Origin of the sequence: Sphingomonas sp. KR3-1, assembly GCF_040049295.1 — a bacterium.
Taxonomy (GTDB): Bacteria; Pseudomonadota; Alphaproteobacteria; order Sphingomonadales; family Sphingomonadaceae; genus Sphingomonas.
In genome coordinates this window covers 1259360-1276691 of sequence record NZ_JBDZDQ010000001.1, presented here as the reverse complement: position 1 = coordinate 1276691, position 17332 = coordinate 1259360, and the positions used below count along the sequence as shown (strand labels likewise).

Annotated in this window: 10 protein-coding genes; 5 read left to right on the top strand and 5 right to left on the bottom strand. The window is 69.6% G+C overall.

All coding sequences use genetic code 11. From position 1 onward, the window contains the following. Positions 1-482 precede the first annotated feature (482 nt). Both ABLE38_RS06310 and ABLE38_RS06305 read left to right on the top strand, forming a co-directional pair. Positions 483-6518 (top strand): autotransporter-associated beta strand repeat-containing protein, encoded by a 6036-nt coding sequence (locus ABLE38_RS06310; RefSeq protein WP_348973308.1) that lies wholly within the window; start codon positions 483-485, stop codon positions 6516-6518. A 31-nt stretch (positions 6519-6549) separates the two neighbouring features. After that, complete coding sequence (locus tag ABLE38_RS06305; protein WP_348973307.1) at positions 6550-6915, top strand: EF-hand domain-containing protein; 366 nt, start codon at positions 6550-6552, stop codon at positions 6913-6915. 33 nt (positions 6916-6948) lie between these two features. On the opposite strand, the gene ABLE38_RS06300 is transcribed toward ABLE38_RS06305, so the two are convergent. After that, positions 6949-7683, bottom strand: a complete 735-nt coding sequence (locus ABLE38_RS06300) for a GntR family transcriptional regulator (RefSeq protein WP_348973306.1) — start codon at positions 7681-7683, stop codon at positions 6949-6951. A gap of 71 nt (positions 7684-7754) precedes the next feature. Here ABLE38_RS06300 and ABLE38_RS06295 point away from each other — a divergent pair, with 71 nt between their 5' ends. From ABLE38_RS06295 to bktB, 3 genes are read left to right on the top strand one after another with little or no spacing between them, the layout of a single operon-like run. Then, the gene (locus tag ABLE38_RS06295; RefSeq protein WP_348973305.1) at positions 7755-9812 is read left to right on the top strand and encodes a 3-hydroxyacyl-CoA dehydrogenase NAD-binding domain-containing protein; all 2058 of its coding nucleotides are present in this window, start codon (positions 7755-7757) and stop codon (positions 9810-9812) included. A gap of 11 nt (positions 9813-9823) precedes the next feature. After that, entirely contained in the window at positions 9824-10708 is an 885-nt protein-coding gene (locus tag ABLE38_RS06290; RefSeq protein ID WP_348973304.1) for an SDR family NAD(P)-dependent oxidoreductase, read from the top strand. Then, positions 10705-11886, top strand: coding sequence for a beta-ketothiolase BktB (bktB, locus tag ABLE38_RS06285; protein ID WP_348973303.1), 1182 nt, complete (start codon positions 10705-10707; stop codon positions 11884-11886). Before ABLE38_RS06290 ends, bktB begins: the two co-directional genes overlap by 4 nt. 156 nt (positions 11887-12042) lie before the next feature. On the opposite strand, the gene ABLE38_RS06280 is transcribed toward bktB, so the two are convergent. From ABLE38_RS06280 to ABLE38_RS06265, 4 genes are read right to left on the bottom strand one after another with little or no spacing between them, the layout of a single operon-like run. Further along, on the bottom strand, positions 12043-13629 hold the full coding sequence (locus ABLE38_RS06280; protein WP_348973302.1) for an AMP-binding protein: 1587 nt from the start codon (positions 13627-13629) through the stop codon (positions 12043-12045). Further along, a complete protein-coding gene (locus ABLE38_RS06275) occupies positions 13626-15281 on the bottom strand; it encodes a carboxylesterase family protein (RefSeq protein WP_348973301.1) in 1656 nt (551 codons plus the stop codon). The genes ABLE38_RS06280 and ABLE38_RS06275 overlap by 4 nt, the downstream gene beginning before the upstream one ends. A 31-nt stretch (positions 15282-15312) precedes the next feature. Beyond that, positions 15313-16365 carry a serine hydrolase gene (locus tag ABLE38_RS06270; RefSeq protein WP_348973300.1) on the bottom strand — a complete coding sequence of 351 codons (1053 nt, stop codon included), beginning with the start codon at positions 16363-16365 and terminating at the stop codon, positions 15313-15315. Between the two features lie 2 nt (positions 16366-16367). Next, entirely contained in the window at positions 16368-17141 is a 774-nt protein-coding gene (locus tag ABLE38_RS06265) for a GntR family transcriptional regulator (RefSeq protein ID WP_348973299.1), read from the bottom strand. Between the last annotated feature and the right edge of the window lie 191 nt (positions 17142-17332).

The window sequence follows — 17332 nt, the reverse complement described above, 5'->3', positions numbered from 1 at the left end:
GGTCGGGGCCCTAGCAGCCGGATAGCGCGCGAACCGAGCGTCGGAAAATGGCCTGACCACGCGCGGCGCGCTGCTGCGCGGGGCCGTGCGGGCTTGCCTGTGGGGCATCGATCCGAGCCGCGCGGGACGATGCCGGCTGCCTACGGTTCCGGCGCAAACCTCCGGATTGCAAAACTGCCTGAAACTGGACCGGACCAGTATCTTATTTCTGGACTAACCATTCTATTGACTCCGGACCGGGGATCAGGCCTTATCCACCACAATTCCGCAACCGGTCCGCCTGGACCGGGAAAAGCCGGAACCTGCAGAGAGGATGCGATGGGAGTGCAAGCGAAGATGCGGACGCCGGCCTAGCGCCGATACGACGCCGCCCGGGGGCGGCGGAGCGCGTGCCGCGGCGCGGGCTCCACCAAAATCACAAGCAGCCAGACAAATGGCGAAGCCAATGCGGCCGGACGCGCCGCCTTTGGGGAGGAAGATTCATGACCTTTTCGATCCGTAGCCGCAGCCTGCGCACGCGCCTGCTCCTCTCGGCCTGCTTCGCGGTGCTGCCCACGGTGGCGCATGCGCAGAACACCACCGTTGCCGCCGGGACGACCAAGACCGGCAACACCAACATGGACGCCGACGACACGCTGACGGTCGCGGCCGGCGGCACGATCCAGGTCGCGGGCAACCGCGCGGTGACGATCAACGGCGCCAGCACCGGCACCGGCATCGTCATCACCAATGACGGCACGATCGAGGGTGTGCCCAACTCGGCGACCAACGGCCGCGCGATCAGCGGCACCGGCGACACCGCCACGCCGCCCGCCGCCTGGCTGCGCACGATCACGATCAACAACACCGGCCTGATCCGCGGCGGCAACGACGCCATCCAGATCACCGCGACCGCCGCCGACACCGGCGTGGTGACGATCAACAATTCGGGCACGATCATCAGCACCGGCGCGACCAACACCGCCGGGCTGGGCCAGGCGGCGCAGGGCGTCGAGATGACGATTCCGGGCGCGAGCCTGATCCTCAACAACCGTGCCGGCGGCTCGATCACCGGCAACCAGGGCGTGCTGACCTCGGGCGCCTCGACGATCGTCAATGCGGGCAGCATCACCGGCACCGGCGCGGTGGTGGTCACCAACCTCGGCACCGGCGCGACCTCCGCCACGCAGGGCGAGGGCGTGCGCGCCAACGGCACGCTGGTCCTCACCAACGAGGTGACCGGCGTCATCACCGGCGTCTATGGAATCATCGGTGCGGGCAACACCACGATCATCAACCGCGGCACGATCAGCGGCGCGGACGGCGGCCTGCCGGCCTCGACGCTGACCCGCGAGGGCATCCGCATCAACCTGAGCGCGACCAGCACGCTCAACAGCGTGACGCTGGCCGCCGGCAGCACGACTTCGGCGGGCACCGGCAGCAATGCCAGCGGCAATGCGGTCGCGTTCGGCGGGTCCCCGGTCGCGGGCACGGTCAACACGCTGACCATCGAGACCGGCGCGGTGATCAACGGCACCATCTCGATGCCGGGCAACACCAACTCGACCGATATCCTCAACCTGACCGGGACAGGCTCGCAGGTGCTGGTGAGCACCAGCGGCGTCGATACGCTCAACGTGCTGGGCGGCACCTGGGGCATCGTCAACAGCCAGGCGCCGCGCAACGGCACCACGATCGCGGCGGGCGCGACGCTGCGCTTCGACGATCTCGACGCCAGCAATGGCGGCTCGGTGGCGGGCGCGGTCGTCAACAACGGCACGCTGATCTACAACCGCACGCGCAACCTGCAGACGAGCGGCGCGATCAGCGGCACCGGCGGGCTGCAGCTGGTCAACACCGGCAACCTGACGCTGACCACGGCGAACAGCTATTCGGGCGATACGGTGATCAACGGCGGCATGCTGCGCACAGGCCTGCTCGACAACAGCTTCTCGGCCAATTCGGCGGTGATCCTGGGCAGCGGCGGCACGCTCGACCTGAACGGCGTCGACACCGCAGGCAGCAGCACCCAGATCGGCTACAACCAGGTGATCGGCAACCTCTCGGGCAGCGGCACGGTGGACACCGGCCGCACCGCGGGGGCAACGCTCACCACCGGCGGGCTGGGCGGCGACACGACCTTCTCGGGCGTGGTCGCCTATATGGGCGGTCTCACCAAGGTCGGCAGCGGCACGCTGACGCTGTCGGGCCAGAACAGCGCGACCGGACTGCTCGCGGTCAATGGCGGCGGCGTCGCGCTTTCCGGCCGCTGGTCGGGCAATGTCACGATGGCGGCGGGCACCAGCCTGGGCGGCGCGGGCCGGATCAACGGCGTGCTCGACGCCTCGGGCGCGACGATCGCGCCGGGCAATGGCGGCGTCGGCACGCTGACCACCGGCGGGCTGATCCTGTCGGGCGGATCGGTGCTCAACTACGAGCTGGCCGCCCCCGGCACCGGCGACCGCATCCAGGTCAATGGCGACCTGGTGCTCGACGGCACGCTGAACATCGCCGATGCCGGCGGCTTCGGCGAGGGCGTCTACCGGCTGATCAACTATACCGGCGGGCTCACCGACAACGGCCTGCTGATCGGCGGCGTGCCCGCGGGGGCGAACGGCAGCCTGATGACGATCCAGACCTCGGTCGCGACGCAGGTGAACCTGGTCTATGGCACGCCGGCGGCGACCACGATCCAGTTCTGGGACGGCACCGACAATTCGGGCGACGGCGTCGCGCAGGGCGGCAGCGGCAGCTGGACCAATGCCTTCCCCAACTGGACCGACGCGGCGGCGACCAACAATAGCGGCTGGGCCGGCGCGTTCGGCGTGTTCGGGGGCGCGGCCGGCGTGGTTACGGTGGACGACGCGATCCTGTTCTCGGGCGCGCAGTTCATGACCGACGGCTACGAGATCGCCCATGGCAGCGGCACGCTGACCACGAATACCGCGCTGACCAATATCCGCGTCGATCCGGGCCTGACCGCGACGATCAGCGCCAACATCGCCGGCAGCGGCGGTTTGCTCAAGAACGACGCGGGCACGCTGATCCTGGCGGGCGCGAACAGCTATGCCGGCGCGACCAACATCCAGGGCGGCACGCTGGTCGCGCTGAACGGCGGCGCGCTGCCGGTGACGACCAACGTCTCGGTCGCATCGGGCGCGACGCTGGACATCCGCGCGGACCAGGCCGTCGGCGGGCTGAACGGCGCGGGCAATGTGCTGCTCGGCGGCACCCTGACCACGGGCGGCCTCAACGCCAATGACGGCTTCAGCGGGGTGCTCAGCGGCAATGGCGGGCTGACCAAGACCGGCACCGGCACGATGATCTTGGGCGGCGTCAACGGCTATGCCGGGCTCACCCAGGTGAGCAGCGGCACGCTGCAGCTCGACGGCAGCGTCGCCGGCGCGGTTACCGTGGCGGGCGGCGCGACGCTGACCGGCACGGGCAGCGCGGCAGGCGTGGTGACGATCGCCGACGGCGCGCATCTCGCCGCCGGCGGCGCCGCGGCGGGCAGCATCACCACCGGCGGGCTCGTCCTCTCCTCTGGCTCGGTGCTCGACATGGGGCTGGGCGCGCCGAACGTGGCGGGCGCGAGCGACCATATCCAGGTCAATGGCAACCTGGTGCTCGACGGCACGCTCAACGTCACCGATCTCGGCGGCTTCGGCGTCGGCGTCTATCGCCTGATCGACTATACCGGCACGCTCACCGACAATGGCCTGGCGATCGGCACGCTGCCGGCGGGATCGAACGCGCCGCACATCAACGTGCAGACCTCGGTCGGCAGCCAGGTCAACCTGGTCTATGACAATATCGTCCCCGAGATTCAGTTCTGGGACGGCGCCGGCACGACCGCCAATGGCACGGTCAACGGCGGTTCGGGCAGCTGGACCAGCACGCGCACCAACTGGACCGGCGCGGACGGCACCACGAACGACAGCTGGGGCGGGCGCTTCGCCGTGTTCCAGAGCACGGCCGGCACCGTGACGGTCGACGGCGCGATCAGCGTGACCGGCATGCAGTTCATGACCAACGGCTATGTGATCGCCGCGGGCACCGGCAGCCTGAGCCTGGCGGACGCGCAGACCAATATCCGCGTCGACCCGAGCGTGAGCGCGACGATCAGCGCCGCGATCGGCGGCACCGGCGGGATCAACAAGCTCGACAGCGGCACGCTGATCCTGGGCGGCGTCAACAGCTATGCCGGCGCCACCACGGTGGCCGGCGGCACGCTGCGCGCCGGCGTCGGCGGGGCGCTGCCGGCGGGCACGGTGGTGACGGTGGCGGCAGGCGCGACGCTCGATCTCGCCGCCTCGCAGACGGTCGCCAGCCTGGCGGGCGAAGGCGCGGTGACGCTTTCGGGCGGCAGCCTGACCACCGGCGGCGGCAACAGCGACACGCGCTTCTCGGGCGCGATCAGCGGCAGCGGCGGGCTGACCAAGGCGGGCAGCGGCACCTTCACGCTTGCGGGCGCGAACAGCTATGCCGGCGCGACCGCGGTCAATGCCGGCACGCTCAGGCTCGACGGCGGCACGATCACCGGCGGCGGCGCGCTGAACGTGGCGAGCGGCGCGACGCTCGACATCAACGGCAGCCGCGCGGTGGTCGGAGCGCTGACCGGTGCGGGACGGATCCTGCTCGGCAGCGGCGCGCTCACCGCGGGCGGCACCACCAACACCGCCTATACCGGCGTGATCAGCGGCACCGGCAGCCTGGTGAAGACCGGCACCGGCACGCTGACGCTCTCCGCCGCCAACACCTATAGCGGCGGCACGCTTGTGAACGGCGGCACGCTGACCGCGGGCATCGCCAATGCGTTCGGCACCGGCACGCTGACGGTGACTGCGCCGGGCGCGGTGAACCTGGCGAACTTCGCCACCACCGTGGGCGGGCTGGCCGGCGACGGCAATATCGCGCTGGGCAGCGCGATCCTGACCGTCAGCGGCACCGGCGCCACTGCCTATTCGGGCGTGCTCTCGGGCACCGGCCGGTTGATCAAGGCGGGCAGCGGCACGCTGACGCTGAACGGCGCCAACACCTATACCGGCTCGACCACGATCAACGAGGGCATGCTGGTGGTGAACGGGTCGCTGGCGGGCACGCTGACGATCGGCGCGAACGGGCGGCTGGGCGGATCGGGCAAGACCGGCTCGCTGAGCGTCAGCGGCGTCGTCGCGCCGGGCAATTCGATCGGCACGCTCAACGTCGCCGGCAGCCTGACCTTCGCGGCGGGCTCGACCTATATGGTCGAGGTCTCGCCGACCGGGCTTTCGGACCAGATCATCGCGACCGGCGCGGTGACGATCAATGGCGGCACCGTCTCGGTGCTGACCGGCGGTGCGACCAACTTCCTGCCGCTGACCAGCTATACGATCCTGACCGGATCGGCGGTGACCGGCACCTTCGCCGGCGTGGTGACCGACCTCGCCTTCCTGACGCCGAGCCTGGTGTACAACGCCAGCACCGTGCAGCTGCGCCTGCTGCGCAACGATGTCAGCCTGGCCTCGGTCGCGCAGACGCCGAACCAGATCGCGGTGGCCGCCGCCGTGGGCAAGGCGAGCTCAGGCGGGGTGTTCGACGCAGTGATCGGGCTCAACGCGGCGGATGCGCGCAGTGCCTTCGACCAGCTTTCGGGCGAAGTGTTCACCGCGGGCATGACCGTGGCCTCGCGCGACGGCCATGACGCCGGCCGCGAGCTGATCGGCCGGATCGACGGTCCGCGCGGGCAGAAGCGCACCGCGTGGATCGCCGGCGATGTCGGCCAGCTCAAGGCAGGCGCGCAGGACGGGCTGGCCGGCTTCGAATCGGACCGCCAGACGATCTCGGGCGGCATCGAGATGACCGGCGACAATCTGCGCTACGGCGTCTCCTATCGCTATGCGAAGAACAAGATCAGCCTCGATGCGCGGGCGAGCCAGGGCAAGCTGGTGAGCAATTCGGCCTTCGCCTATCTCGGCTACACGCTGGGCGGGCTGCGCTTCGCCGGCGGTGTCGGCTATTCGGCGAACACGATTTCCACCGAGCGCCGGGTTGCGTTCGGCGGGCTCTCCAACCAGCTGGCCGCAGCCGGCGACGGGCACAGCTATACTGCGTTTGGCGAGCTGGCCTGGTTCGCCAAGCTGGGCGGCGGCACGCGCGTTGGTCCCTATGCCGGGATGAGCGTCAATTCGGCGACCTTCGACCGTGTCCAGGAATGGGGCGGCGCGGCGGCGCTGGTTGCGGGCAAGGCGCGGACCACGACCAGCCTGGCGAGCTACGGCGTGCGCGGCACCGTGCTGCTGGGCGGCGTGACGCTCACCGGCGATGTCGGAGGGCGCACCTATCTCGACGACCCCGAGGCGGTGCGCTGGTTCAAGTTCGTCGATACCGGCAACGGCTTCACCGCGAACGGCGCGCAGTTCGGCAAGACCGTAGCGGCGGGACGGCTCGATGCCTCCACCAATGTCGGCCGTTTCGTGCTGGGCCTTGGCCTGCGCGGCGAGACGGGCGAGGGCGGATCGAATGTGAGCGCGCGGGCTAGCGCCGGTTTCCGTTTCTGATCAAGATCATAGACCCAAGGAGAGACGAATCATGAAGATGTTGAAACTTGCCGTGGTTGCCGGCGCGCTGCTGATCTCGGGCCAGGCGATGGCGCAGAAGGCGGGCCAGACCCGCGCCGAGGCGCAGGCGGCGTCGGCCAAGAAGTTCAAGAACCTCGACGCCGACGGCAACGGCAAGGCGAGCCCGGCCGAGCTGCTGGCGTTCATGACCAAGGCGGCGGAGAAGCGCGGCGAGACGATGGACCAGGCCAAGGTCGATCGCCGGCTCAAGCGCCTCGACACCGACGGCGACGGCACTGTCAGCGCCGCCGAGCTGGCCGCCGAGGACCTCGCCAAGTTCGACCGCGCCGATGCCAACAAGAACGGTGTGATCGACGCCGACGAAGCGGCCCAGTAATCCTGCCCGGCCCGCGCGCTTCGGTGCGCGGGCCTATGCCGGGCCGATCGGCGCGTCGAGCGGCAGCTCCGCGAGTTCATAGCCCCGGCGGAAATCGGCCATGTGCCGTTTCATCCACAGCTTCGCCCGGTCGAGGTCGCGCGCGCGCAGCCCGGCGACGATCTCGCGATGCGCCTCCAGGATGCGCCAGGGCGAATGGTCCCTGGTCTTGGGGTGGGTGAACAGCCGGTCGAGCGAGGGATAGAAGAGCAGCGACACCGGCTCGCGCGACAGCAGCAGCACGCGGTTCTGCGTGGCGTGCGCGAGCAGCGCGTGGAACTCGACATCGAGGTCGCTGATCGGCGCGCCGGCATCGAGCGCGGCGGCCATCGCCGCGACATTGGCCTCCAGCTTCTCGACCAGATCGTCGTCGATGCGGCCCTCGAGCAGGTCCATCGCCAGCAGTTCGAGCTGCATCGCCACTTCCCAGATCTCGCCGAACGAGACCTGCTGCATCACCAGCGCGCGCGAGGATTGCGAGGCGAGCGCATCGTGTTTGGGGCGAGTGACGTGGAGCCGGCGCCCGGCATCGCGCTTGACCAGCCCGCTCTGCTCGAGCGCGCGCATCCCCTCGCGCACCGTGTGGCGCGTCACCCCGAACTTCTCGGCCAGTTCGGTCTCGGTCGGCAGCGGCTCGCCCGGCGCCAGCGCACCGCTGACGATCGCCTCCTCCAGTGCCTGCTGCACTGCCTGATAGGCACGCGCGATCGTGAGCTTTGCGAATGCCATCAAAATCCCTTTGTCCAACAAACCAACATTTGATACCCGGCTCGCTCAACGCTGCCAATGGGAGGGAAGCTTTGCAAGTCGAGGTCGAGCGGCGCGGGGCAGTCGCGGTGCTGCGTTTCTCCAATCCGCCGGTGAACACCCAGTCGGTGCACGGCGTCGGCGTGATCGCCAATGCCTTTGCCGGGCTGGTCGCGGATCCCGGGGTGGCGGGAATTGTCGTGAGTGGCGGAGCGAGGATCTTCAGCGCGGGAGCGCAGATCACCGAATTCGATGGTGATCCGTCGAAAATCGATGCCAATCGCGCGATGATCGAGGCGATCGAGCGCTCGGACAAGCCGGTTGCGGCAGCGATCAACGGCGCCTGCCTGGGCGGCGGGCTCGAGCTGGCGCTCGCCTGCCACCACCGTGTCGCGTCCGAGGGCGCGAAGATCGGGCTGACCGAAGTGACGCTGGGCGTGCTGCCGGGCGGCGGCGGCACGCAGCGGCTGCCGCGGCTGGTCGGCGCCAAGGCCGGGCTCGAGCTGATGCTGAGCGGGCGGATCCTCACCGCGGCGCAGGCGCGCGACGCCGGGATCGTCGACGGGCTGGTGACCGGCGATGCCGAGGCGGCGGCGATCGCGCTGCTTCAGGGCGGCGCGCCGGTGCGCCGCACGGGCGAGATGCCGGTCCCGGCGGACCTTGCCGAGGCGCTGGCGGCGGCCAGGCCCCGCTCGCTGGCGGCGCGGCGGATCGTCGCCTGTGTCGAGGCGATAGGCACGCACGACTTTGCCGGCGGGCTGAAGGTCGAGGCCGAGCTGTTCAGCGAGCTGCTCGGCTCGGCCGAATCGCGCGGGCTGCGGCACGCATTCTTCGGCCGGCGCATTGCCGCGCGCGTGCCCGGCCTCGGCGAGGTGAAGCCGCGCAGGATCGGCACGGTCGCGGTGATCGGCGGCGGGCTGATGGGGACGGGCATCGCGCTCTCCCTGCTCAATGCCGGGATCAAGGTGACGCTGGTCGAGCCGCGCGCCGACGCGCTCGACAAGGCGCGGGCGAGCATCGCCAAGACGATCCTGCGCGATGTCGAGAAGGGGCGGATCGACGCGGCGACGGCCGACGCGCGGGTCGGCGCGCTGACCGGCGCGGCGGACATCGATGCCGCCGCGGACGCAGACCTGCTGATCGAGGCGGTGTTCGAGGACATGGACGTCAAGCGCCAGGTGTTCACCGGCATGGAGCGCGTCGCGCGGCCGGACGCGATCCTGGCGAGCAACACCTCGACGCTCGATCTCGATGCGATCGCGGCGTTCACCGCCACGCCCGAGCGCGTGGTGGGGCTGCACTTCTTCTCGCCCGCAAACGTGATGAAGCTGCTCGAAGTGGTGCGCGGCGCGAAGACCTCGCCCGAGACGCTGGCGACGGCGATGGCGTTCGGCAAGGCGATCGGCAAGAGCGCGGTCGCGGTGGGCGTGTGCGACGGTTTCGTCGGCAACCGCATGTTCGAGGAATATCTGCGCCAGGCCTGGTTCCTGCTCGAGGAAGGCGCGCTGCCGGCGCAGCTCGACGGCGCGCTCAAGCGCTGGGGCATGGCGATGGGCCCGGTCGCGGTGATGGACCTGGCCGGGCAGGACATCGGCTGGAGCATCCGCAAGCGCCGCGCGCTGGAGCAGCCCGACCGGCCCTATTCGAAGATCCCCGATCTCGTCTGCGAGCTTGGCCGCTTCGGACAGAAGACCGGGGCCGGCTTTTATCGCTATCCCGACGGGCGCACCGCCGAGCCCGATCCCGAGATCGACGCGCTGATCCTGGCGGAGTCCGCGCGGCTCGGCATCGAACGGCGAGCGATCAGCGATGCGGAGATCGTCGAGCGCTGCATCTATGCTTTGATCAATGAAGGCGCGAAGATCCTGGGCGAGGGCATCGCCTATCGCCCGGTCGATGTCGATGTCGTCTATCTCGACGGCTACGGCTTCCCCGGCGAGCGCGGCGGGCCGATGTACTTCGCCGACCAGATCGGGCTGACGCAGGTGCTCGAGCGGATCGCGCAGTTCGCGGCGGGCCGCAACGGCTGGGCCTGGACGCCCGCGCCGCTGCTCGTCGAGCTGGCGCGCACGGACCGTAATTTCGCGTCGCTCGACGCGGCCAATCTCTGAAAGGAATCAAGATGGGGATCGATCTCTCGACCCGGGTGGCGATCGTCACCGGTGCCGGCGGCGGGCTGGGCGCGGCGCATGCGATCGCGCTGGCGGCGCGCGGCGCCAAGGTGGTCGTCGCGGACATGAACGGCGAGGCGGCCCAGGCCGTCGTCGCGCAGATCGCGGCGGCGGGCGGCGAGGCGCTGGCGGCGGCAGTGAGCGTCACCGACTATGCCGGCGTGCAGGCGATGTGCGAGGAAACGCTCGCCCGCTGGGGCCGAATCGACATACTGATCAACAATGCCGGCATCCTGCGCGACAGGAGCTTCGCCAAGATGGACCTCGACGATTTCCGCCTGGTGCTCGACGTGCACCTGATGGGATCGGTCAACTGCACCAAGGCAGTGTGGGACACGATGCGCGCGCAGAATTACGGGCGGATCGTTTTCACCACCTCGTCCTCGGGCCTCTACGGCAATTTCGGCCAGGCGAACTACGGCGCCGCCAAGATGGCGCTGGTCGGGCTGATGCAGACGCTCGCGATCGAAGGCGAGCGCTATGGCATCCGGGTCAACTGCCTGGCGCCGAGCGCGGCGACGGGGATGACCAACGGGCTCTATTCCGAAGAGATGCTGGCGGGGCTCGACGCCTCGCTGGTGAGCCCGGCGATCGTCGCGCTCGCCGCCGAGGACGCGCCGAGCCGCGCGATCCTGCTCGCCGGTGCGGGCAGCTTCGAGCAGGCGCATGTGACGATGACCCGCGGGCTGTTCCTGGGCGACGGCGCGGGCGTGGCGGATGCGCTGCTCGATCGGATCGACGCGGTCGGTGCGCGTGAAGGCGAGATGATCCCCGCGCGCGGCGAGCAGCAATATCAGTACGAAATGGCCGCCCGCGCCGACAAGGTGAACGCATGACCCAGAATGTCTATATCGCCGCCGCGCGGCGCACCGCGATCGGCACCTTTGGTGGCGCGCTGAAGGACGAGACACCCGGCAGCCTGGGCGCCACCGTGACGCGCGCCGTACTCGAGGCGGCAGGACTTGCCCCCGATGCCGTCGGCCATGTCGTGTTCGGCCAGGTGATCCCGACCGCGCCGCGCGACGCCTATCTGGCGCGCGTCGCGGCGATCGAGGCAGGCATTCCCAAGGACGTGCCCGCGATGACGGTCAACCGGCTGTGCGGCTCGGGGCTGCAGGCCGTGGTCTCCGCCGCGCAGATGCTGATGCTCGGCGATGCCGAGATCGCGCTGGCCGGCGGCGCCGAAGTGATGAGCCGCGCGCCCTATTATTCCCCCGCCACGCGCTGGGGGCAGAAGATGGGCGACGCGACGGTGGTCGACGGATTGAACGGCGCGCTGACCGATCCGTTCGGCGGCGGGCTGATGGGCGTGACCGCGGAGAATGTCGCCGAGCGCCACGGCATCGATCGCGCGCGCCAGGACGCCTATGCCGCCGAGAGCCATGCCCGCGCCGCCCGCGCGATCGCCGAGGGGCGGTTCGAGGGGCAGATCGTGCCGATCGAGGTCAAGGCCGGACGCGCGACCAAGGTGTTCGCGGTCGACGAGCATGTCCGCGCCGACGCCAATGCCGCCGATCTCGCCAAGCTGCGCACGATCTTCAAGGCGGACGGCACGGTGACCGCGGGCAACGCCTCGGGGATCAACGACGGCGCCGCGGCGCTGGTGCTGGCGACCGAGGCGGCGATTGCCGTGCACGGGCTGACGCCGATGGCGCGGATCGTCGCCTATGGCCATGCCGGCGTCGACCCCAACTTCATGGGCATGGGCCCGGTGCCCGCCACCCGCGCGGCGCTGGCGCGCGCGGGACTGTCGGTGGCGGACATGGACGTGATCGAATCGAACGAGGCGTTCGCGGCGCAGGCATGCGCCGTGTCGGACCAGCTCGGCTTCGATCCTGCCAAGGTGAACCCCAATGGCAGCGGCATTTCGCTCGGCCATCCGGTCGGCGCGACCGGCGCGATCATCGCTACCAAGCTGGTCCACGAGCTGGCGCGGATCGGCGGGCGCTACGGCCTGGCGACGATGTGCATCGGCGGCGGCCAGGGTATCGCGCTGGTGGTGGAGCGGGTTTGAAAGATTCCTCCCTCGGAGCACAGCTCCGGGGGAAGGGGACCGCCGGCGAAGCCGGTGGTGGAGGGGGAAACCCGCTCGCCATCTTCTTCGCTCGCGGCCATGCCCCCTCCACCAGCCTTCGGCTGGTCCTCCTCCCCCGCTTCGCGAGGGAGGATTTTATGCCCCGCTATACGCCGCCCGTAGCTGCAGCTTGTCGATCTTCCCCGTCGATCCGCGCGGCATCGCGGCGACGCGGACCACCGTGTCGGGGATCCACCAGGAGGCGACCTGGCCGCGCAGCGCACCGAGCAGCTCCTGGTCGCTGATCTCCTGGTCCTCGCGCAGCTCGACGAGGAGCAGCGGTCGCTCGCCCCATTTGATGTCGCTGCGACCGATCACCGCGGCAAGCGAGACTTGCGGCAGCGCGCTGACCACCGCTTCGATCTCGGCCGGATTGATCCACTCGCCGCCCGACTTGATCAGGTCCTTGGCGCGGCCGGTGATCATCAGGTTGCCGGCGCGGTCGATCCTGGCGAGGTCGCCGGTGTCGAACCAGCCGTCCGCGGTGGTCGCGCTGCGCTCCTGGCCGAAATAGCGATCGATCACCGCGGCGCCGCGCACGTGCAGCCGGCCCTCGACATCGCGCTGCTCGGGCAGCGGCACGCCGCTCTCGTCCATCAGCAGCAGGTCCATGCCGAGCGCGGGGCGGCCCGAGATCAGCGCATCGCGGTCCGGGTTGCTGAGCACGCCGAAGGTGCCGACCGGCGACAGCTCGGTCATGCCCCAGCTGGTCTGGACGGGAATGCCGAGCTGGCCTTCGATCCGCTCCATCAGCGCGGGCGGCATCGGCGCGCCGCCGACGATGATCCGCTCTAGCGACGGGAGGGTGGTGCCGGTTGCGTCGAGATGATCGCACAGGCCGAGCCACACGGTGGGCACGCCCACCGCGATCGTCACACCCTCCGCCGCGATCAGCCGGGCGAGGCTGGCGCCGTCGAGATGGCGGCCGGGCAGGACGAGCTTGGCGCCGGCCGCCGGCACCGCGAAGGGCAGGCCCCAGGCATTGGCATGGAACATCGGCACGACGGGCATGACGACGTCGCGGCTGGTGATGCCCGATACGTCGGCCTGGAGCAGCCGCAGCGTGTGCATGAAGCTGGAGCGGTGCGTGTAGGTCACGCCCTTGGGCGCGCCGGTCGAGCCCGAGGTGAAGCACAGGCCGCTCGGCGCCTTCTCGTCGAAATCGCCCCAGGCGAAGTCGCTATTGCCTTCGGCAATCAGCGGCTCGAGCGGCGCGATCCGGGCGGTGCCGTAGCTCTTCGGCGAGACCTCGCCATCGATCACGAACACGCGCTCGATGCCCGGCGCATCGTCGAGGATCTTGAGCGCCAGCACCATCAGGTCGGCGCTGACGATCAGGAAACGCGCGCCCGACTGTGCGAGCATCCAGGCGAGCTGCGGGGCGGTGAGGCGCGGGTTGAGCGTGTGGCAGACCGCGCCCATGCCCATGATCGCATACCAGCTCTCGACATGCGCCTGGCTGTTCCACGCCAGCGTGGCGACGCGGTCCCCGGTACGGGTGCCGAGATCGGCGAGCAGGCGCGAGACCGCGTGCGAGCGGGTGCGCAGCTCGGCATAGGTCGTGCGGGCGATCGCGCCGCCTTCGCCGCCGGTCGCCACTTCGACTTCGGGATGCCATTTCGCTGCGTGATCGACGATCCGATCGAGCGTCAGCGGGAAATCCTGCATGGAGCCATCGATCACTTGCAGGTCTCCACGGCGGGCGGCAGCGGCGGCGAGATCACGCCCATGTTCCAGTTCCAGGGGATGTTGCCCGCGGCGCGGCGGCGGCAGATGATCTCGTCGTTCAGCGCATATTCCTCGGGCTTGAGGTTGGCCGCGGCGTGCGGCTTGTCGGAGAAGAGCATGTAGGCGGCGTCCCGGTTATGGGGTGCCCAGGCGGGTTGGCCCGCGGCGCTGGGCGTGCCGGAGCGCGCGAAGCTCGCCCAATAGCCGACCATCGCATCGGAAAGGCTGCGCTCCGCCTCGGTCTGCGGGATCGCCGGCCACAGGCTGGTGACGCGGTCGATCGTGCCGAACATGTAGGGCACTTCGGACGCGTGGAAGGCGTGGATGCCGGCCGCGTCTGCCGCCGGATAGCCATGGTCGAAATAATAGAGATAGGTCGGCTGGCCGGCCTTGGCCTGATCGCGCACCAGCCGCTGCGAGTTCCAGGCGAAGAAGCCGTCGCGCGCGGCGGCGAGCATCGACTTGCCGATGTCGCTCGACGGGTAGAGCCGCAGGAAGGTGTCGGCGAACTCGCCGTAACTGGCGCGGATCTTCGCTTCGTAGCTGGCGGGCGTGAAGGTCGATGCCTCGGGCAGGCCGGGCAGGATCGACTTCATCGTGCTGATCTCGCCGGCGGTGAAGCCGGTCATCAGCGGGACATGCGCCTGCTCGCCGCGCTCGAACGTCTCGATCAGCTGGCGGGGCAGGACCTTGCCGTCGACGATCGCGGTCGAGGCGAAGCCGGCCTTGGCCGCCAGCGCGGCGAGATCGGGGCCGGGGATCGCGCGCAGCTCGGCAACGGTCTTGGCGCCGATCGCGCCGGCATAGTGCACGCCCAGCGCCTCGGCCGAGGGCACGCCGTGCTTCATCTCCTTGAGGTCGGGGATGTTCATCAGCGCGGCGCTCTGGACGATCGCCTTGCTGAACAGCCCGCGCGCCTGGGGCGCGGCGAGGAGGTGGAGGATGGCGAGGCCGCCGGCGGACTCGCCGGCGATCGTCACGTTGCCGGCGTCGCCGCCGAACGCCGCGATGTTTGCCCTGACCCAGCGCAGCGCGGCGATCTGGTCCATCACGCCGTAATTGCCCGAGGTGCCGTCAGGCGATTCCGCGCTGAGGCCGGGGTGCGCGAAATAGCCGAACACGCCGAGCCGATAGTTGATCGAGACGACGATGACGCCGCGCCGGGCGAGGTTGTCGCCGGCGAACATCGCCTGCTGCGACGAGCCGCGCACCAGGTTGCCGCCATGGATCCACACGAACACCGGCGCCTTCTTCGCGCCGGCGGGCGCCCAGATGTTGAGCGACAGGCAGTCCTCGCTCATCGCCGGATAGGTCTCGGCATAGATGCTGCTCGGCGGCGCGGGCGGCTGCTGGCAGGCGGGGCCGAACGCCGTCGCGTCGTGCACGCCGGCCCAGGCGGGGACGGCGACCGGCGGCTTCCAGCGCCGCTCACCGACCGGCGGCAGCGCATAGGGAATGCCCTTGAACACCTTCTGCCCGTCGGCCTGGACGCCGCGGACGCTGCCCGCGGGTGCCTTGACGATCGACTGGGCCTCGGCCCCATTGACGGCGGCGGTGCCGGCAAGCGCCAGCCCAAGCGCCGCGAAGCGGTGCGCTATTCCCATCATTCCCTCCGATATGTCGTGGTTCGGGCCGGCTTCAGCCGATCACCTTGTTCAGCCGCAGCCAGAGCTGCTGATCGAAATCCTTGTCGGGCGCCGTCGCGCCGGTGCGCACCACGACGAGCTTCCTGCTCGGCACCACATAGAGGCGGCGGTTGAACGCGCCGAGCGCGGCGACCATGTCCGCCGGCGCGGCGGCGACCAGCGGGCCTTCCTTGCGGTTGCCCAGCGCGCCCATCATGTAGTCGCCGCCGTTCAGCCACCAGAGCCGGCCATAGGCCGGGTTCGTCGGCGAGCGCTCGAACATCAGCTTGAGGCTGGCTTCGGAGATCACCCGCTTGCCGTCGTTCGACACGCCGTTGTTGAGGATCATCAGCCCGAACAGCGCGGTGTCGCGCGGAGTGGTGACCAGGCCGGTATCATTGCCGATGCTGGCGAGCGCGGCGGGGCGCTTGCGCCATGCGGTGTTGGCCATGCCCGCCGGCGCGGTCAGCCAGTCGCGGGTGATCGTCTCGAGCGGCTGCTTGGCGGCGGCGGCGACCACGCGCTTGGTGATCGCGTAGACCGGCGTGTTGTAGAAGAACTTGGTGCCCGACGGCGCCTCGAAGCCGAACTTCTCGTTCAGGCCCGACGCCATGTGGAGCACGTCGATCACGCGGATCTTCGCCTCCTGCTCGGGCGACGCCTTGGACCAGCCGGCGCCGATATAGTCGGAGACCGGCTTCTCGACATCGAGCAGCCCCTTGTCGATCGCGACGCCGACCAGCACCGAGACGAAGCTTTTCTGCTGCGAGGCGACATCCTCGAGCAGCGCGCCGTCGCCGGTCTTGCCATAGACGAAGAGCGGGAATTGCGGATCGCCCTCGGGCGCGGGGAAGTTCTTCTCGACCAGGATCTTGCCGTTCTGGATCACCAGGAAGCCGGTGCTGTTCTGGTTGCGCAGATAATCGAGCAGGCTGGTCATCGCCGCGTCGCCGGCGATAGCGGCCGGCGCTGCGGGGCCGTTCCGGGCGGGGGCTGCGGGCGCAGTCGCCACGGCGGCGAGCGCCGCTGCAACCATGAGGGCCTTCAGGTGCGATCGACCGTGCATTCTCATCTCCTGTTGGTATTGGCGCTCGCGCGGCGCTTTATCGGGACGGCAGGGGAGGGCAGCGGCGCGTCCTCGCGAACGCGCGGGCCGCGCGCGAGCATGATCCGCGCGACTTCGCCCTGCATGAAATAGAGGATGTCGCGGGCCGCCTGGCTCGCCTTGTCGGCGTCGCGCTCGACCAGCGCGGCGCGCACCCGGCGCCAATATTCATAGGGACCGGGCGTGTTCGCGTTGATCGCGAGCGCGACATAGGAGAAGTGGAAGCGCGTCTTGCGGCGCACCGCCTCGATCATCTTCTGCGCGTCGAGGCTGGCCGATTGGGCCATCTCGCTGAAGATCGCCTCGCTGATCTCGATGATCTGCTCGCCGGGCACACCCGCCGCCGCGTCGCTCAGCATCCGGTCGATGTTGACGAGCATGCGGCGGATCGCGGCATCCGAGCCGCGCAGGCAGGCGAAGCGTGCCGCCAGGCCATAGAGCGCGGCGCGCACCTCGTAGAGGTCGAAAACTTCCTCCACGGTTGTGGCGGAGACGCGCGCGCCGCGATTCTCCTCGATCTCGATCAGTCCGTCATCGGCGAGCGTGCGCAGCGCACGGCGGACGATCGAGCGGCCGACTCCGAACTCGGCGCAGAGCCGCACCTCGCGCAGCCATTCGTCGGGCGCAAGCTCGCTGCGCTGGATTCGCAGGCGCAGCACATGGGCCAAGTCGTCGGCGCTCGCCACCGAACGCGCTTCCGCTGCGTCGGTCGACTCCCTGCCGGCTGGTGATTCCATGTGGTCCGTCAAAGGCTTGCCCTCTCGCGGATTGGTTGCGCCCTTCGGGTGCTTGCCCATTCCGCAAGCGCATTTCTATTGCGCGCCGCCGGACGGAGCAAGAGATTTGTCGGACTATCAAACAAAGATTGTCGTACAATCTGTTGACTCGGGCTCGCATTGGACCGATGAAAAGGCAGGCGCCGCAAAAA